The organism is Micromonospora sp. WMMD956, from assembly GCF_029626125.1.
Lineage (GTDB): Bacteria > Actinomycetota > Actinomycetes > Mycobacteriales > Micromonosporaceae > Micromonospora > Micromonospora carbonacea.
Genome location: NZ_JARUBI010000005.1, coordinates 7,314,294 through 7,332,288, shown reverse-complemented (window position 1 = coordinate 7,332,288; position 17,995 = coordinate 7,314,294). Strand labels below are relative to the sequence as shown.

At 75.9% G+C, this 17,995-nt stretch carries 9 protein-coding genes; 8 read left to right on the top strand and 1 reads right to left on the bottom strand.

Going from position 1 to position 17,995, the window contains the following annotated elements; translation table 11 throughout:
- Positions 1-79 precede the first annotated feature (79 nt).
- On the bottom strand, positions 80-1,288 hold the full coding sequence (locus tag O7628_RS31720; protein ID WP_278136017.1) for an MFS transporter: 1,209 nt from the start codon (positions 1,286-1,288) through the stop codon (positions 80-82).
- A 575-nt stretch (positions 1,289-1,863) separates the two neighbouring features.
- On the opposite strand from O7628_RS31720, the gene O7628_RS31715 reads away from it, so the two are divergent.
- From O7628_RS31715 to O7628_RS31680, 8 genes are all read left to right on the top strand, one after another.
- Complete coding sequence (locus O7628_RS31715) at positions 1,864-2,619, top strand: response regulator transcription factor (RefSeq protein ID WP_278136016.1); 756 nt, start codon at positions 1,864-1,866, stop codon at positions 2,617-2,619.
- Positions 2,616-3,464 (top strand): aminoglycoside phosphotransferase family protein, encoded by an 849-nt coding sequence (locus O7628_RS31710; protein WP_278136015.1) that lies wholly within the window; start codon positions 2,616-2,618, stop codon positions 3,462-3,464. The genes O7628_RS31715 and O7628_RS31710 overlap by 4 nt, the downstream gene beginning before the upstream one ends.
- 252 nt (positions 3,465-3,716) lie before the next feature.
- A complete protein-coding gene (locus tag O7628_RS31705) occupies positions 3,717-6,944 on the top strand; it encodes an amino acid adenylation domain-containing protein (RefSeq protein WP_278136014.1) in 3,228 nt (1,075 codons plus the stop codon).
- Positions 6,937-9,234: a polyketide synthase gene (locus O7628_RS31700; protein WP_278136013.1), complete on the top strand. Its 2,298-nt coding sequence runs from the start codon at positions 6,937-6,939 to the stop codon at positions 9,232-9,234. Before O7628_RS31705 ends, O7628_RS31700 begins: the two co-directional genes overlap by 8 nt.
- Positions 9,234-9,500 (top strand): phosphopantetheine-binding protein, encoded by a 267-nt coding sequence (locus O7628_RS31695; RefSeq protein WP_278136012.1) that lies wholly within the window; start codon positions 9,234-9,236, stop codon positions 9,498-9,500. Before O7628_RS31700 ends, O7628_RS31695 begins: the two co-directional genes overlap by 1 nt.
- The gene (locus O7628_RS31690) at positions 9,500-12,958 is read left to right on the top strand and encodes an amino acid adenylation domain-containing protein (RefSeq protein WP_278136011.1); all 3,459 of its coding nucleotides are present in this window, start codon (positions 9,500-9,502) and stop codon (positions 12,956-12,958) included. Before O7628_RS31695 ends, O7628_RS31690 begins: the two co-directional genes overlap by 1 nt.
- The gene (locus O7628_RS31685; RefSeq protein WP_278136010.1) at positions 12,955-15,897 is read left to right on the top strand and encodes a beta-ketoacyl synthase N-terminal-like domain-containing protein; all 2,943 of its coding nucleotides are present in this window, start codon (positions 12,955-12,957) and stop codon (positions 15,895-15,897) included. Before O7628_RS31690 ends, O7628_RS31685 begins: the two co-directional genes overlap by 4 nt.
- A complete protein-coding gene (locus O7628_RS31680) occupies positions 15,894-17,987 on the top strand; it encodes an amino acid adenylation domain-containing protein (RefSeq protein WP_278136009.1) in 2,094 nt (697 codons plus the stop codon). The genes O7628_RS31685 and O7628_RS31680 overlap by 4 nt, the downstream gene beginning before the upstream one ends.
- Positions 17,988-17,995 lie beyond the last annotated feature (8 nt).

The following is a 17,995-nucleotide window of genomic DNA, read 5'->3' as shown; positions in this document are numbered from 1 at the left end:
CCGGCCCGGCCGCGGTGGCGCGTCCCGCCGGTGGGCAGGCCCCGATCCGGCCACCCGGTCGACGCGCCGGGCCGGTGCCCTAACGGCTGGTCGCCGGGGCGGGCTCGGGCTCCAGGGTGAGCTGGCTGCGGTGCGCGACCGGCACGATCACCGCCGACGCGGCGAGCGCGGCGAGGGCGATGCCCAGCCAGCCCCAGAACCCGAACGAGATGACCAGGCCGGAGAGCACAGCCGGGCCGACGATGTTCTGCGTGATGACGTGCAGGTCGAACGCGCCCAGGTACTCGCCCTGGGCGTGTTCGGGGGCGAGTCCGAAGGCGAGTCCCCAGCCGGAGGCGGCCTGCATCACCTCGGCCACCGAGAGGATCAGCACGCCGGCGACGATCGCCACGCCGGCGAGCGCCACGTTGTCGTCGAGCGCGGTCAGGGCGATGACCAGGCAGCCGCCGGCGAGCCAGTAGCCGGAGCGCCGGGCGAGCCGGCCGGCTCCCGCCACGGTGTCCGCGCCGCGGCTGGCCCGGACCTGGAACAGGATGACGAAGACGGTGTTGAAGATCAGCAGCAGTGGCACCAGGAAGTGCGGCAGCGCGGTGCGGTTGAGCGCCCAGAGCGGCATGGTGACCAGGATGACGCTGACGTGCGAGGCCAGGATCGTGGAGACGCCGATGACCGCGAGGAAGCGCGGGTCGCGTACGGCGGCGAAGCGCTTGAAGCCCACCGGCACCGGCCGGGACGGTGCGTCGGGCAGGCGGGCCACCAGCAGTGCGGCGCCGGCCATCAGCGCGGCGGTGGTGAGCGGGATGAGCACCAGCAGCCGCTGGCTGAGCGCGGCGACGGCGGCCACCCCGATGCCGATGCTGAAGCCGATGTTGAACACCGAGCGCATCATCGCCTTGAGCTTGACCCGTTCCTCGGCGGGCACGAGGTTGCCGACCAGGGCCCCGTTGGTCGGCCCGGTGCCGTACTCGATGAATCCGACGGCGACCACCAGGGCGTAGAACTGCGCCGCGCTGCCCACCAGGGAGTAGAGGCCGAAGCCGACGGCCAGGGTGGTGAACAGGACGATCAGCAGCCGCCGCGCGCCGACCCGGTCGGCGATCACCCCGAAGAGCACCGACGACACGAAGGCGGAGAGGCCGGCCGCGGAGAGGCCCAGGCCGACCTGCCTGGCGTCGAGCCCGACGCGGAGCGTGAAGTAGACGACGCTGCCGCTGAGGAAGACACCCTTGCCGATCGACTCGGCCAGCCGGATCGCGATCAGTTTCCTGCGCAGCGGATCGGTCGGCACCAAACGGAACGAATAATCAATCAATCGCGAAAAGGGCATGTTCCCACATCCTGGTGTAATGGCGCGGTCGTCGTCAATAATCGTGATCGGGTCGGCTGTTGGACAGGGCCTACGGGGGGCGGTGGACGGGACACCTTCCCGGGCGGTCGGGAACTTTTCCGCTGGACAACCCGGGGGCGCTGCGGTAGGCGTACGCGCAGATCGGGGCGGATCGCGGTGGCCGGCCAGTCGGAGGCGCAGGTCGTGACCTTGCGGATCCCGCCGCTGGCGGTGAAATGCTTCCGACTGACAATAGTCCCGATCCATGCTCGTTTACATAATTGACCTCGGAAAATAGGTCGGATGATTGACAGGGGGGCCTGCTGGTCGTGTATATGTGTTGTTCTAGTGGATGTAGGTAGCTGTTCACGCCGATGAGGCGATCCGTTCCCGCGACGCCTCCACCGGGAGTCGTCGCGGGCTGCTTGGGGACGGGGTGAGGTGTGGCAATGGTCGGCGTTGGCTCGTCGACGGACCTGGCTCATACGAGGAGGCGGGATCCGGAGGAGGTCGCGAGCGGGGCACGACCCCGGGTCGTGACGGTGGTGCTGGCCGACGCTCAGCCGGTGGTGCGCAGGGGGCTGCACGCCCTGCTGTCCGTCTCGACTGAGATCGATGTGGTGGCCGAGGCGGGATCGGCGCAGGCGGCGCTGCGCAGCGCCGCGTCGGTCCGCCCCGACGTGCTCGTGCTCGACATAGCGATGCCGGACTTCCAGGCCGGCACCCTTCAGGAGATCAACCGGGCCTCGCCGTCGACCGCGGTGCTGGTCTTCACCGCGGTGGAGGACGAGGCCGCCGTGGTCGCCACCATGCGCGCCGGCGCCCGGGGGTACGTGCTCAAGAGCTGCCCCGGCGACGGCATCGTGCGGACGGTCCGGGGCCTGGCCACCGGCGAGGTGATCCTCGGTCCCCGGGTGGCCGACCTGCTCATCGGGCAGCTCGACCGGGAGCCGCGCAACCAGCAGCTGTTCCCGGAGCTGACGGAGCGCGAGCGGCAGGTGCTGGAGCTGATCGCGGCGGGCATGCGCAACGCCGCGATCGCCGCCCGGCTCAACCTGTCCCCGAAGACGATCAGCAACCACATCTCGACGATCTTCAACAAGCTCAACGTGTCGGACCGGTACGAGGCGATCGAGATGGCCCGTAAGGCCCGGTTCGACCGCCCGCGGCCGTACCGGCCGGCGTTCGACCTGGTGGCCGGCGGCGGCAACCCGCGCCTGCCCGGCGCCGTGCCGTTGCGCCGGGCGGGCGGCCCGGCGGCGCTGGCCAGCCTGCGCTCGGTGGAGGGATGAACGCCGTGACCCTGGACCTGGAGGCCGTCGCCGGCCGGCTGGAGCCGCGCTTCGGCAAGGCCGCCCACCGCTGGGCCGGCACGTTGCCGCAGCGGCTGACCGAGCTCGTCGCCGAGTGGGGCATCGCCCTCGGCGAGCAGCTCAAGTCCGGCAACTCCTCGGTGGTGTTCCGCTGCGCCGGCCCGCAGGGCGAGGCGGTGCTGAAGCTGTCACCGGACAGCTACGCGGTGCGGGAGGAGGTCGACATGCTGCGCCAGTTCGCCTCCAGCGGGCGGGTGCCGGCGGTGCTGGCGGCGGCCCGGGGCGCGGTGCTGCTGGAATCGATCCGGCCGGGCACGCTGGTGGAGAAGATGGCGCAGCCGCCCACCCCCGCCGACTACGCCGGCTTCCTCACCGACCTGCACGCCGCCGGTGACCCGGCCGCCGCGCCCCGGCAGCTCACCGACTGGATCGACGTGCTGTTCAACTCGGCGGCCCGGCGGGGCGCCGACCTCACCGGGTCGAAGCGGCTGCGCGACGACCTCTTCGCGGTGCCCACCGAGACCGTGCTGCTCCACGGCGACCTGCACCTGGGCAACGTGCTCAGCGGCGGCGCCCGGGGACTGGTGGCGATCGACCCGATGGCCTGCGCCGGCGACCCCTGCTTCGACGCCGTCGACTACGTGCTCGAAGGGCTGGACCGCGCGGAGATGCTCCGCCGCCGCGACGAGCTGGCCGCCGCCGCCGGGATCGACGTCGATCGGCTCGACATGTGGTGCCGGGTCACCGCGCCGATCGGCGCCACGTACGTCAGCAACCCGCTGCACTCCGCCGAGCTGGCCGCCTTCGGGCGCGGCGAGTACTGACCCCCGGCCCGGTCGCCAGGTCGGGGTGACGGCGCGCGCCGTCACCCCGACCTGGTGTCGCCCGGCCGCCGCGGCGGTGGCCGGGAAGGCGGATCCCGCCCCCGAGGCTGCCCTGCCCGCGTCCCGGCCGGACGGGGCTGCGGGCCGGGCCGGGCCGGCGGAGCTGTCCGGCAGCCGACCGGGAGGTTTTCCCTGCCGGGGCGGGAAGGCCAGCTCTGTCGGGCGGGAATCCCGGGCGGCCACGATCACCGTATGGTTCGTACCGGTCGCGCTTCGTTCGCTCAGGAACGGCTCTACTTCCTCAACCAGCTGCAACCCGGCAACCCGGCCTACGTGGTGGCCTTCGGGGTGCACCTGCACGGCGCGCTTCGCCCCGAGGCGCTGCGCGCGGCCCTGCTGCGCGTCACCGCCCGGCACGAGGCGCTGCGCACCACGTTCGCGCCGGTGGACGGGGTGCTCGTCCAGCGGGTGACGGACTCCCCGCAGGCGGAGATCGAGATCGAGGCCGGGGAGTGGGCCGACCGGGACACCCAGGAGGGGTTCCTGCGGACCCTGGTCGCCGAGCAGGCGCGTCGGGCGTTCGCGCTCGACGAGGGCCCGGTGCTGCGGGCGTACCTGCGCTCCTGGGGGCCCGACGAGCACACCCTGGCGGTGCTGGTCCACCACATCGCCTGCGACGGCTGGTCGGTCGGGCTGCTGCTGCGCGACCTCGCCGCCGAGTACCACGCCGCGCTGGCCGGGGCGGACGACGCCGGCCACGCCGAACCGGCCGAGTCCTACCTGGCGTACGCGCAGCGGCAGCGCGCCGCCTGGGAGCGGGACGACTCCGGGCTGGACTTCTGGCGCACCACGCTGCGGGACGCCCCACAGCTCGCGCTGCTCACCGACTTCCCCCGGCCGAGCGTGCTCGGCAACCGGGGCGCGGTGCTGCGCCTGCCGGTCGACGCCGGGCTCGTCGACCGGCTGACCGGGTGGGCGCGGGAGCGCGGCGCGACGCTGTTCGCGGTGACCCTGGCCGCGTACGCCGAGGTGCTGTCCCGCTACGCCCGCCAGGACGAGGTGGTGATCGGGGTCCCGGTGGCCAACCGGATGGACGAGGCCGAGGAGCGGCTGGTCGGCTGCCTGGTCAACACCCTGCCGATCCGGCTCGACCTGACCGGCCGGCCCCGCTTCGCCGAGCTGGTCGACCGGGCCCGCCGGGCCAGCATGGCCGCCTTCGCCAACCAGGACGTGCCGTTCGAGGAGATCGTGCGGGCCACGGTGGGGGAGCGGCAGCTCAGCCACGCGCCGCTGTTCCAGACCTCGCTGACCGTGCAGAACTTCCCGTTCGCCTTTCCCGACTTCGACGGGGTGAAGCTGACCGAGGTGGACGTCGAGGTCGACGTCACGAAGTTCGACGTGGGGCTCACCCTCGACGTCTCCACCGACGCCCCGTTCCTGCGCGCCGAGTACAGCACCGAGCTGTTCACCGAGGAGACCGTCGCCACGCTGCTCCGGCACTACCTGACCTTCCTGCGCTCGATCGTGGACGAGCCGGACGCCGAGCCGTCCATGGTGGACGCGGCCGAGCGCCGGCTGCTCACCGAGGGGGTGAACCCGCCGCTGACCGCCGAGCCGGTCGACTACCCGTCGGTGCTGTGCCGCTTCGACGAGCACGTGGCGCGTACCCCCGACGCGGTGGCGGTGCGGCACCGCGACGCGACGGTGACCTACGCCGAGCTGGACCGGTGGGCCGGCCGGATCGCCGCCGGCCTGGCGGACCTGGGGATCGGCCCCGGCGACCGGGTCGGGCTGCTGCTCGGCCGCTCACCCGCGGTGATCGCGGCCATCGTCGGGGCGTGGCGGCTCGGCGCCGTCTACGTGCCGCTGGACCCGGAGTATCCCCGGCAGCGCCTCGACCTGATCGCCGCCAGCGCCGGGCTGCGGATCATGCTGGCGGAGCCCGGCACCGCCGACACCGCCCGGGCGCTCACCGCCGGCCTGGGCATCCCGCAGGCCGACCCGCACACCCTCGACGGGGCCGCCGCGATGCCGCGCGCCTACCCCGCCGGGGACGACCCGGCCTACGTCATCTACACCTCCGGCTCGACCGGGGCGCCCAAGGGCGTGCTCGTCGGGCACGGCGGCCTGGCCGCCCTGAACACCCCCACCCCCGCCGGCCTCGACGTCACCGCCGCCGACGGGTGGCTGGCGGCCAGCTCCTTCTCGTTCGACGCCTCGGTGTGGGAGATGTGGGGGGCGCTGACCACCGGCGGCCGGCTGGTCGTCGCCGACCGGGCGGACCTGGTCGACCGGGAGCGGCTCGCCGCCCTGGTGCACCGGGAGGCGGTCACGGTGGTGTTCCAGACCCCGGGCGCCCTCTACCGGCTGCTCCCGCCCTACCTGCGGCAGCTCGGGGGCGAGCGGTCCCGGCTGCGCTACGTCGTCCTCGGCGGCGAGGCGCTGAGCTGGGCCCGGCTCACCCGACTGGTCGCCGGGGCGCCCCACCTGGACACGGTCTTCGTGAACATGTACGGCATCACCGAGGGCACCATCCACTGCACGATCGTCGCCGCGCCCGCCGCCGAGCTGGCCCGGGTCCGGGAGGGCGACGTCGGCGTGCCGCTGCCCTCGGCCCGGTGCTACGTCCTCGACGAACAGCTGCGCCCGACCGGGGTGGACGTGCCCGGCGAGCTGTACTGCGGCGGGGTGCTCGTCGCGCACGGCTACGTGGACAACCCCGAGCTGACCGCCGCCCGCTTCCTGCCCGACCCGTACGGGCGGGGGGTCATGTACAGGACCGGCGACGTGGTCAAGTGGGGCACCGACGGCACCATGGTCTACCTCGGCCGCAACGACACCCAGGTGCAGCTGCGCGGCTACCGGGTGGAGCTGGCCGAGGTCGAGGGCGCGTTCCTCACCCACCCGGCGGTGCGCTCGTGCACGGTGGCGGCCGAGGACGACCAACTGGTCGCCTTCGTCGTCGGCGGGACCGGCCCGGACACCGAACGCGAGCTGCGCGGCCACCTCCGGCAGACGCTGCCCGCCTACATGGTGCCGGCCCGGATCCTCACCGTCGAGACGATCCCGCTCACCGCCCACGGCAAGGTGGACACCGCCCGCCTGCTGGCCGAGACCCGCGCGGCCCGGACGGCCGCCGCGCCGGCCCCGGCCGCCGACCACGCCACCGGCACCGACCTCCAGGAACGGGTACGGGCCTGCTGGAGCGAGGTGCTCGGCCGCTCCGACGTGGGGCTGCACGACAACTTCTTCGACCTGGGCGGGCACAGCTTCGCGCTGATCACGTTGCAGCAGCGGCTCGCCGACGACGGGCTGGAGGTCTCGGTGACGGACCTGTTCCGGGCCGGCACGGTCGCCGGCTGTGCGGCGCACCTGCGCGCGGCCGCCCCGGTGCTGGCCGACGCGCGGGTCGCCCACCGCCACCAGGGGCGGGCCCTGCTCGCCGGCCGCCGGCGCGGCGCCGGAGGCGGCCGTGGCTGAGCCCGACGACGACGCCACGGTGGCCGTGGTCGGCCTGGCCGTGCGCGTCCCCGGCGCGGACCGGGACCTGGACCGGTTCTGGCGCCACGTGGCGCACGGCATCGACGCGGTCAGCTTCTTCACCCCGGAGCAGCTGCTCGGCTGGGGCGTGCCGAAGGACCTCGTCGAGCATCCCGACTTCGTGCCGGCCCGGGCGGTGCTGGACGGCGCGGACCGCTTCGACCACCGGCTGTTCGGCTACTCGGCGTCGGACAGCGCACTGATGGACCCCCAGCAGCGGGTCCTGCTGGAGTGCGCGTGGGCCGCGCTGGAGCACGCCGGCCAGCCGCCGGTCGCCGCCGACGGCAACCGGACCGGGGTGTACGTCGGCACCGGGCTCAACGTCTACCTGCTCGACAACGTCTGGCCCAACCAGCGCGCCGTCGAGGCGGCCGGCGGCCTCGGGCTGATCATCGGCAGCGACAAGGACTTCGCGGCCACCCGGATCGCGTACAAGCTGAACCTCCAGGGCCCGGCGGTCACGGTGCAGGCCGCCTGCTCGACGTCGCTGGTCGCGGTGCACCAGGCGGTGCAGGCGCTGCTGACCTACGACGCCGACGTGGCGCTGGCCGGGGCGGCGACGGTGGCGCCGCCGACGCGGCGCGGGCACCGGTACGAGCCCGGCGGCATCTTCTCCGCCGACGGCCGGTGCCGGGCCTTCGACGCCGCCGCCGACGGGACCGTGCCCGGCGACGGGGCGGGCGTGGTGGTGCTCAAGCGCCTCGCCGACGCCCGCCGGGACGGGGACACCGTGCACGCGGTCGTCCGGGGCTCGGCGATCAACAACGACGGCCTGCGCAAGGCCGGCTTCACCGCGCCCGGCCCCACCGGCCAGGCGGCGGTGATCTCGGCGGCGCTGGAGGTGGCCGGCGTCGACCCGGACACCGTCGGGCTGATCGAGACGCACGGCACCGGCACCGCGCTGGGCGACCCGATCGAGGTGGCGGCCCTGCGGCAGGTCTTCGACAGCGACCGGCCCGACCGTGCCCCCTGCGCGCTGGGCGCGGTCAAGTCGGTCGTCGGGCACCTGGACACCGCGGCCGGCGTGATCGGGCTGGTCAAGACGGTGCTGGCGCTGAAACACCGCACCGTCCCGCCGATCGCCCACCTGAGCACCCCCAACCCCCGCATCGAGCTGGCCGGCTCGGTCTTCGAGCTGCCGGTGGCGGCGCGGCCCTGGACCCCGATCGACGGGGTGCTGCGGGCCGGGGTCAGCTCCTTCGGCATCGGCGGCACCAACGCCCACGTCGTCCTCGAAGCCGCCCCGGACCCCGCGCCCCGCCGCCGTCGGCACGTCACCGAGCTGGTCCTCGTCTCCGCGAAGACGGCCGCCGCCGCCGAGGACGCCGTCGACCGGGCGGTGGGCTTCGTGGCCCGGACCGCCCCCGGCGACCTGGCCGACGTCGCGTACACGCTGCGCACCGGCCGCGCCGAGCTGCCCTGGCGGGCGGCGTTCCTCACCGGCCCGCACGGTCCGGCCGCCGGGGCCGGCGCGCCGGCCCCGGCGGCGCGGCAGGTCGACGCGAGGGCGCGGGCGCGGGGCGTGGGCCTGTACCTCACCGCGGCCGGCGAGCTGACCGGCAACCGGCCGAACTACGACGCCGACCCGGTCTACCGGGCCACCGCCGACGAGGGCGCGGCGCTGCTGCGCGGGCAGCCCCTCGACGAGCCGGCCCGGGAGCGGGCCACCCGGCTGGTCGCCTGCGTCGGCCTGGCCCGGTCGCTGCGCGGCCGGGGGATCGCGCCCCGCGAACTGGCCGGCACCGGCCTCGGCCTGCTGGCCGGCGCGGTGGTGGCCGGGGTGCTCACCCTGCCGGAGGCGGTGGCGCTGCTGCGCGGCGACCCCGCCCCGGCGCGGCCCCGCCCCGCCGGGCTGCCGCTGCGGCCCGCCGGCGGGGAACCGCTCACCGACGCCGAGTGCGCCGATCCGGCCCGCTGGCGGGCGGCGGCGCTGGCCCCGGCCGCGCCGCAGCCGCCCCCACCCGACCCGGACCGGCTGCTCTGGGTCGAGGTCGGCACGAGCGTAACCCCCCGGTTCGGGCCGGACCCGTCGGCGCTGCCCGCCGACCGGCACGCCCGGCTGCTGGCGACGGTCGGTGCGCTGTGGCAGCTCGGCCTGGCCGGCCCCTGGGACCCCGCGTACGACACGGGGCGGCGGCGGGTGCCCGCCCCCACCTACCCCTTCGCCGCCACCCGGCACTACCTGGACGCCCCCGCTACCCACCTGGACACGGAAGAGAGGCACCACTGATGCGCGACGTAGCCGACCGGACCTGGGTGGCCGAGTTCGAGGAGCTGTGGAAGGAGGTGCTCGGCGTCGACACGGTCGACGACGACGACGACTTCTTCGACCTCGGCGGCCACTCGCTGAGCGCGCTGCGGCTCAGCACCCTGATCCGCCAGGAGCTCAACCTCGCGGTGATGTTCGGTCACGTGCTGGAGAACCCCCGCTTCGCCGACCTGCGTGCGGTGGCGGGCCAGGTGCCGGCGGACCGGCCGGCGGCGGAGGCGGTGTGATGGACCGCCCCGACCTGGCCGCCTGGATGCCACTGGCCGCCGGGGTGCTCGGCGTCGCGCCCGAGCACCTGCCCCAGGCGGCGGCCACCGAGTCCTTCGTCGGGCTGGGCGGCACCTCGTTGCAGGCCATCGCGCTGGTCGCGCTCGGCCAGCGGGAGCTGCGGGCGCACGTGGAGGCGGGCCGGCTGCTGTCCGCGCTGCCGCTGGCGCAGGTGCTCGCCGACGCGGTCGACCACGTCGACACCGCCCCTCCGGTGCTCGCGCGGCGGCCCGCCGAACGGGACCTGCTGCCCGGCCAGCGGTCCATGCTCGCCGCGCACCTGCTCGACCGGGACGCGCCGTACCACCTGATGTTCACCCTGGAGGCGGACGGTCCGCTGGACCCGGCCCGGGTCCGCCGGGTGCTGGGGGAGCTGGCCACCCGGCACGAGGCGCTGCGCACCCGCTTCGTCCACGAGCCCCGGCAGGCTCGGATCGTGCTGCCCGCGCCGTACCAGCCGCGGCTGCTGCACCAGACGCTGCCCGGCGACGACGCGGTCCGCACCGTGCACGACCTGTACGGCGGCGCGGCGGCGCGGCTGCTGCGCCCCTTCGAGGAGCCACCGGTGGTGTTCGTGCTGACCCGGGCCGGGGACCGGGACCTGTTGACCCTGCTGGCGCACCACGTGGTCAGCGACGGCTGGAGCATCGGGCTGCTCTGGCGGGAGTTCACCGGGCGCTACGCCGCCGACGTGGCGGGCGGAGCACCGTCCGACGACGACGCGGCGGCCGGGCCCGCACCCTCCCCGGACTGGATCGGCAGCCGGCTGGCCGCGCGGGAGGAGGCCGGGGAGGTGGACGCCGCGCTGGCCCGGATCCGGACCCGGCTGGCGGGCGCGCCGAGCACCGTGGCGCTCGCCACCGACCTGCCCCCGCTGGCCGAGGCCGACGGGCAGGGCGCCCGCCTGCGCTTCCACCTCGACCCGGCGACGGCCGACGCGGTGACCGACCTGGCCCGCCGCTGCGGGGTGACCGTGCCGTCGGTGGTCATGGCGGGCTGGGTCCTGGCCGCGTCCCGCCACGCCGGGCTGGACGACCTGGTCCTCGGGGTCCCCGTGGCGGGCCGCTTCGAGGCGGGCATGGCGGAGATCGTCGGCCTGTGCACCCGGGTCGTCCCGGTGCGCTGCCCAAGCGGCGACACGCTGACCGTGCGCGAGCACGTCCGGGGCGTGGCCGCGGCGGTGGGCGAGGCGGCCGCCGACGCCGACGTGCCGTTCGAGCGGGTCGTCGCGGCGCTCGACGTCCCCACCGAGCCGGCGCGCAACCCGCTGGCGCAGCTCGGCTTCGCCGCCCACCACGAGCTGGTCCCCGACGAGCTGACCGGGGGCGACCGACGCTGGCGGCTGCACGAGGGGCACTGCCACGGCGCGGTCTTCGACGCCCTGCTCTACCTCCAGTCCTGGTCGGCGCGCCCCCGGCTGGCCCTGGAGTACGCGACGTCGGCGCTCACCGCAGCCGAGGCCGGTGAGCTGGTCGAGTCGTTCCGGGCGGCGCTGACCGCGCTCGCCGCCGACCCGGACGCGCCCCTGGGCGAGGTCGGCACCCTCTCGCCGGCCCAGCGGGCCCGGCTGCGCACCCTGGGCGGCGGTGGCCCCCACCACACCACCGACGACGTGTGGCACCGGTTCGCCCGCCACGCCCGCGACGCGGGCGAGAAGATCGCGCTGGTCGACCCGCAGGCCGGGCTCACTCTCACCTACCGCGACCTGCACGACCGCGCCGTCGCCCAGGCGGGCCTGCTGCACGCCCGCGGGGTGCGGGCCGGCGACGGGGTGCTGCTGGAGCTGCCGCGCTCGGCGGCGGAGGCGGTGGCGGTGCTGGGCGTGCTGCGCCTCGGCGCGTACTACGTGGCGGTCGACCGGGACGCCACCGACGAGTGGCGGGCGCACCTGGCCGGGGCGGTCGCACCCCGCGCCCGGCTGGGCGTGGCCGCGTCCGGACCGCACCGGTCCGGCGTGGCCGCCTGCCCGCTGGTCGACCTCCACGACCGGGCTCCGGTCCTCGACGCCGGCCCCGAGGCGGCCCCGGCCCGGCCGGACCGGACCGCGTACACCTCGTTCACCTCCGGGTCGACCGGCGTGCCGAAGGGCGTCGTCGTCCCGCACCGGGCGGTGCTGCGCCTCGCCGACGACCCGGGGCTCTTCGCCGACCGGCCGGGCATGCGGATGCTGCGCCTGTCGCCGCTGGCGTTCGACGCGTCCACCCTGGAGCTGCTGGTGCCGCTGGCCAACGGGGACACCGTGGTGGTCTTCCCGGCCGGGGAGCCGACGCCCGACGCGCTGACCGGGTTCCTGCGCGCCGAGGCCGTCAGCCACGCCTGGCTCACCTCGGGCGTCTTCCACCTGGTCGCCGACCACCGGCCGGACGCCTTCGCCGGGCTGCGGCAGCTCCTCACCGGCGGCGGCGTGGTCTCACCGGCGCACGTGCGCCGGGTGCTGGCCGCCTGCCCGGGGCTGCGGCTCACCAACGGCTACGGCCCGACCGAGAACACCACGTTCACCACCACGTACTCCGTCGACCACGCCGAGGCCACCCCGGACCCGCTGCCGATCGGCGGGCCGGTGCGCGGCACCGACCTGCACGTCGTGGGACCGGGCGGCCGCCTCGTCCCGCCCGGGGCGGTCGGCGAGCTGTGGGCGGCGGGGACCGGGCTCGCCGACGGCTACCTCGACGACCCGGCCCGCACGGACGCCTCGTTCGTCCGCTCCGCGGAGCTGGGCACGCGCCTGTACCGCACCGGTGACCTGGTGCGCTGGGGCGCGGACGGGCAGCTGCGGTTCCTCGGCCGCAACGACCGCCAGGTGAAGATCGCCGGCCACCGGGTCGAGCTGGTCGACATCGAGCGCCGGCTGCGCGCCCGGCCCGGCGTGCGCGACGCGGTGGTGTTCACCGTCGGCGACCCGGCGACCGGGGTGCGCCTGTGCGCCGCCCTGAAGCCCGACGCGGACGGCGTCGACGTGGCCGACGTGCGCCGGGCGGTGGAGCCGGAGCTGGCCCCGTACGCCCGCCCGCAGCAGTGGCACACCGTGGCCGAGTTCCCGCTGGACCGCAACGGCAAGGTCGACCTGCGGGCGCTGGCCGCCCTGGTCGCCGCCGCGCCCCCCACCGCGACCGCCGTGTCCTCCACCGCGACCGCCGCGGCGAGGTCCTCGGCGTCGGCCTCGGCGTCGCTGGCCGAGTTCGAGGAGCTGGTCACCCGGGCGTGGGTGGAGGCGCTGGGCACCGACGACTTCGACCTCGACGAGGCGTTCTTCGACGTCGGCGGGGAGTCCCTGCGGTTGGCCGTGGTCCGCCGGCTGCTCCAGCAGCGGCTGTCCGGCCGGACCATCCCGCTGACCGACCTCTACCGCTTTCCGACCGTCCAGACGCTGGCCCGGCATCTGCACGCACAGACCGAAAGAGCAGGCGCACCCTCATGAACGGCGACATCGCGATCGTAGGCATGGCGGGCCGGTTCCCCGGCGCCGCCGACGTCTGGCAGTACTGGTCCAACCTGGCCGCCGGCAGGATCACCATCAGCTCGCTGACCCGCAGCGAGCTGCTGGCGGCCGGGGTGCCCGCCGACCGGCTGGACGACCCCGCGTACGTGCCGGCGCGCGGGATGCTGGCCGCCCCGGAGCTCTTCGACGCCGCCTTCTTCGGCATCACCCCCCGGGAGGCGGAGACCACCGACCCGCAGCACCGGCTGCTGATGCAGACCGCCTGGGCCGCGCTGGAATCGGCCGGGCTCGCCACCGACGCGCCCTTCGGCCGGGTCGGCGTCTTCGCCGGCGCGGGCTTCAACTACTACGCGCTGCACCACGTCTTCGCGCGGCCCGGCCTGGTCGACGCCCAGGGGCTGCTGTCGGTGGTGCTCGGCAACGAGAAGGACCACCTGGCCGCGAAGATCGCCTACCGGCTGGGCCTGGGCGGGCCCGCCATCACGGTGCAGACCGCCTGCTCGACCTCGCTCGTGGCGGTGCACCTGGCCGCGCAGAGCCTGCGCGCCGGCGACTCGGACGTCGCGCTGGCCGGCGGGGCCTGCGTGGCCGTGCCGCAGCGCTCCGGCTACCTGTACGAGACCAAGGGCATCATGTCGCCCGACGGCACCTGTCGCCCGTTCGACGCCACCGCGGAGGGGACCGTGCCCGGCAACGGCGTCGCCCTGGTGGTGCTCAAACGCGCCGAGGACGCCCGCCGCGACGGCGACACCGTCTACGCGGTGATCAAGGGCTCGGCGGTCAACAACGACGGCAGCCTGAAGGTCGGCTACACCGCCCCCGGGGTCGCCGGCCAGGTCGACGTGCTGACCCGCGCGTACGCCGCCGCCGGGGTGGACCCCGCCACCGTCGGCTACCTGGAGGCGCACGGCACCGCCACCGAGGTCGGCGACGCCATCGAGCTGTCCGCGCTGACCGAGGTGTTCACCTGGGGCACCCGGCCCTGCTCGCTCGGCTCGGTCAAGGCCAACGTCGGCCACCTCGACGCGGCGGCCGGCGTCGCCGGGCTCATCAAGGCCGCGCTGGCGCTGCACTTCCGCCAGATCCCGCCGCTGGCCGGCCTGAAGCAGGCCCGGCCCGAGCTGCTCGACGGCTCCACCCCGTTCACGGTGGACGCCGTGGCCCGGCCCTGGGAGGCCGACGGCACGCCGCGCCGGGCCGGGGTCAGCGCGTTCGGCCTCGGCGGCACCAACGTCCACGTGGTGCTGGAGGAGGGGGACGGGCCGGTCGTGCCGGACCCGGCCGCCGGGCCCGGGGAGCGCACCGAGCTGGTGGTGCTCTCCGGGCGTACCCCGGAGGCGGTCCGGGCCGCCGCCGACCAGCTCGGCGAGCACCTGCGGCAGCACCCCGACCTGCCGCTGGCCGACGTCGCCCGCACCCTCCAGTCGTACCGCCGGCACTTCCCGCACCGGCTCGCGGTGGCCGCCCGGGACCTCGCCGGGACGGCGACCCGGCTGGGCCGCGCCCCGGCCCGGGCGGCGGCCCGCCGGCCCAGCGTGGTCCTGCTCTTCCCCGGCCAGGGCGCCGAGTTCCCCGGCATGTCCCGGGGCCTCTACGACCGTTACCCCTCGTTCCGGGCCGACCTCGACCGGGGGGCGCGGCTGCTCACCCCGATCCTCGGGCTGGACCCGCGGGAGGTGCTGGTCGACGACGACCCGCACGACGTGGCGCACCGCACCGACGTGACCCAGCCCGTGCTGGCGCTGCACGAGCTGGCCCTCGGCCGGCTGCTGCTCTCCTGGAGGATACGACCGGCCGCGCTGGTCGGCCACTCCGTCGGCGAGTTCGCCGCCGCCGCGCTGGCCGGGGAGCTGGCCGGCGACGACATGCTGCGCCTGGTGGCGATCCGGGGCCGGCTCATGCACGACGCGCCCGAGGGCGGCATGCTGGCCGTCCTCGCCTCCCCGCCCGTTCTCACCCCCCACCTGGCCGGCCTGGCCGACCTCGACGTGGCCGCGCGCAACGCCCCCGACCTGACCGTGGTGGCCGGGCCGGTGGCGCAGCTCGACGCGCTGCGGGAACGGCTGACCGAGGCGGGCGTGCACTGGCGGGCGCTGCCCGCCCGGCGGGCCTTCCACAGCCGGATGATGGCCGACGCGGCCCGGCGGTTCGGCGTCGAGGCCGACCGGGTGGACCAGCGTCCCCGCACCGTAGCGGTGATCAACACAGTGGACGGCGCGCTGCTCGGCAAGGGGCTCTCCCGCCCGGCGGGCTACTGGGCGACCCAGCTGCGCAGCCCGGTCGGCTACCACGACGCGCTGCTGACCGCGCTCGGCCTGCCCGACCCGGTCCTGGTCGAGGTGGGGCCGGGAAGCGCGCTGACCGGCGCCGCCCGGCAGACCCCGCAGGGCCGGTCGGTGCCCGCGTACGCCCTCCAGCCACGGGCGACGGCCCGCCCGGACGCCGGTGACGTGCTGGCCGGCATCGGTGCGCTCTGGACGGCCGGGGTGGGCGTGGACTGGCCGGCGCTGCGCGGCGACACCGGCGGTCGGCGGGTCGCGCTGCCCGGCTACCCGTTCGCCCACACCCGGCACTGGCTCGACGCCGCCCCGCCCGTCCCGGACGTCCCGCCACCCGTCCCGGACATCGCGCCATCGGTCCCGGACGTCCCGGCGTCGCCGGCCGGCGGGACGGACGCCCCGGCCTCACCGGCCGGCGGCGAGGGCGGGCTCGTGGGGGAGCTCGTGGCGCTCTGGACCGCCCTGCTCGGCGTCCCGGAGATCGGCCCGGACACGAACTTCTTCGCGGTCGGCGGCGACTCGCTCCTGCTCATCCGCATGATCAGCCAGGTGCGACGCCGCTACGGCGTGCGGGTGCCGATCGACACCCTCACCGCCGACGCCACGCCGCGCGTGCTCGCCGGGCTGGTGACCGCGTGACCGGCCGCCACGACGACCCGGACCTCGCCGCCGCGGTGGCGGCCGTGCTCTGCCACCGGCTCGGCGGCGCGACCGAGGTCGCGGTGCGCGGACCGCGCGGCGAGCTGCGGCTGCGCGTGGGCCCAGAGCACACCCTCGACCAGGTACGCGCGCAGGCGCGCAGCCTTGCCCCGGCGGCGGTGCCGGCCGTGCCGCCCTCCGCGGCGGTGCCGGACGTGCTGCCACCGGCAGCGGTGCCGGCCGTGCTGCCGTCCGCAGCGGTGCCGGACGTGCTGTTGTTGCCCGCAGCTGCGGCCGACGACGGTGTCGTGGCCACCCTGGGCGCGCTGCCGGTGCGCTTCCTGCGCCACCACGGCGACGCCCGGTGGCTGCCGGAGCGCCTGCGCGCCCTGCACGCCTGGCTCACCGCCCACCCCGACCGGCCGGTGCGGGAGGCGACGCTCGTCGGCCCCGAGGAGCGCCGCACCCTGCTCGGCTTCAACCCCGCGCCGAGGCCCGCCCCGCGCACCCCGGTGCACGAGCTGATCTGCCGGCAGGCGGAACGCACCCCCGACACCGTCGCGCTGCGCGGCGGCGGCCGCCACCTCAGCTACCGCGAGTTCCTGGACGAGGCGGCGGCGCTGGCCGGGCGGCTGCGCGCCGACGGGGTGGGGCCGGGGTCGGTGGTCGGGCTCTGCGCCGAGCGCAGCCCCGAACTGGTGGTCGCGGTGCTCGGCGTGCTGCTGGCCGGCGCGGCGTACCTGCCGGTCGACCCGGCGCACCCGCGTCCCCGGCTGGACCTCATGCTCGGCACCGCCGGAGCGACGCTGGTGCTGACCGACGCGGCGGGGCGGGCCGCGTTGGGTGCCGCGCCGGCCGTGCCCGTCCGCCCGCTGGACGGCGGCGACCGGGCCGCCCCGCCGGTCGACTGGCGCGGCTACCGGGCACCGGAGGAGGTGGTCCACGGCCTCTCGTACGTGATCTTCACCTCCGGGTCGACGGGCGCGCCCAAGGGCGTGCAGATGACGCACCTGTCGCTGGCCAACCGCCTGGCCTGGATGCAGGACACCTATCGGATCGGCCCGGGTGACGTGGTGTTGCAGAAGACGCCGTACACCTTCGACGTCTCGGTGTGGGAGCTGCTCTGGCCCTTCCTCGCCGGCGCCACCCTGGTGACGGCGCAGCCGCAGGCGCACCGCGACCCGCAGGAGATGGTCGAGGTGATCGCCCGCGAGTCGGTGACCACCGTCCACTTCGTGCCCTCCATGCTCGCCCTCTTCGTCGAGGAGGCGGGACTGGAGCGCTGCGTCGACCTGCGCCGGGTGATCTGCAGCGGGGAGGCGCTGCCGCCGAAGCTGGTCAACAAGCTCACCGCCGTGCTGCCCGGCGCGCAGGTGCACAACCTGTACGGCCCCACCGAGGCGGCCATCGACGTCACCGCCTGGCGGTGCCGCCGGCCCGAACCGGCCGACACCGTGCCGATCGGCCGGCCGATCAGCAACGTCGTCGCGTACGTGCTCGACGAGCGGGGCGAACTCGCGCCGCTGGGCCAGGTGGGGGAGCTGGTGGTCGGCGGGGACTGCCTCGCGCGCGGCTACGCCGGCCGGCCCGACCTGACCGCTGAGCGGTTCGTCGAGGTGACCGTCGCCGGCCGGCCGCAGCGGGTGTACCGGACCGGGGACCTGGTCTGGTGGTCGCCGGAGGGCCACCTCAACTACGTCGGCCGGGCCGACACCCAGGTCAAGATCCGCGGGCAGCGGGTGGAGCTGGGGGAGATCGAGGCGACCCTCAACCGGCACCCGCTCGTGGCCAACAGCGTCGTGCTGCTCCGCGAGGACCCGGGCGCCGCGCCGGCACTGGTGGCGTACCTGGTCGCCGAGCGCGACGCCGACCCGGCCCGGCTGGCCGAGCCGGCGCTGCGCGCGTTCCTCGCCGGGGAGTTGCCCGACCACATGGTGCCGGCCCGCTGCGTCCTCCTGCCCGAGCTGCCCGCCACCGCCAACGGCAAGGTCGACCGGCGGGCGCTGCCTGCTCCGCCGGCCCGGGTCCGCCGCCGCTCCGGCGTCCGCGCGGGCCGCCCCGATCCCGTCGCCTCGCCGTCCCGCGCCTGACCCGTCGT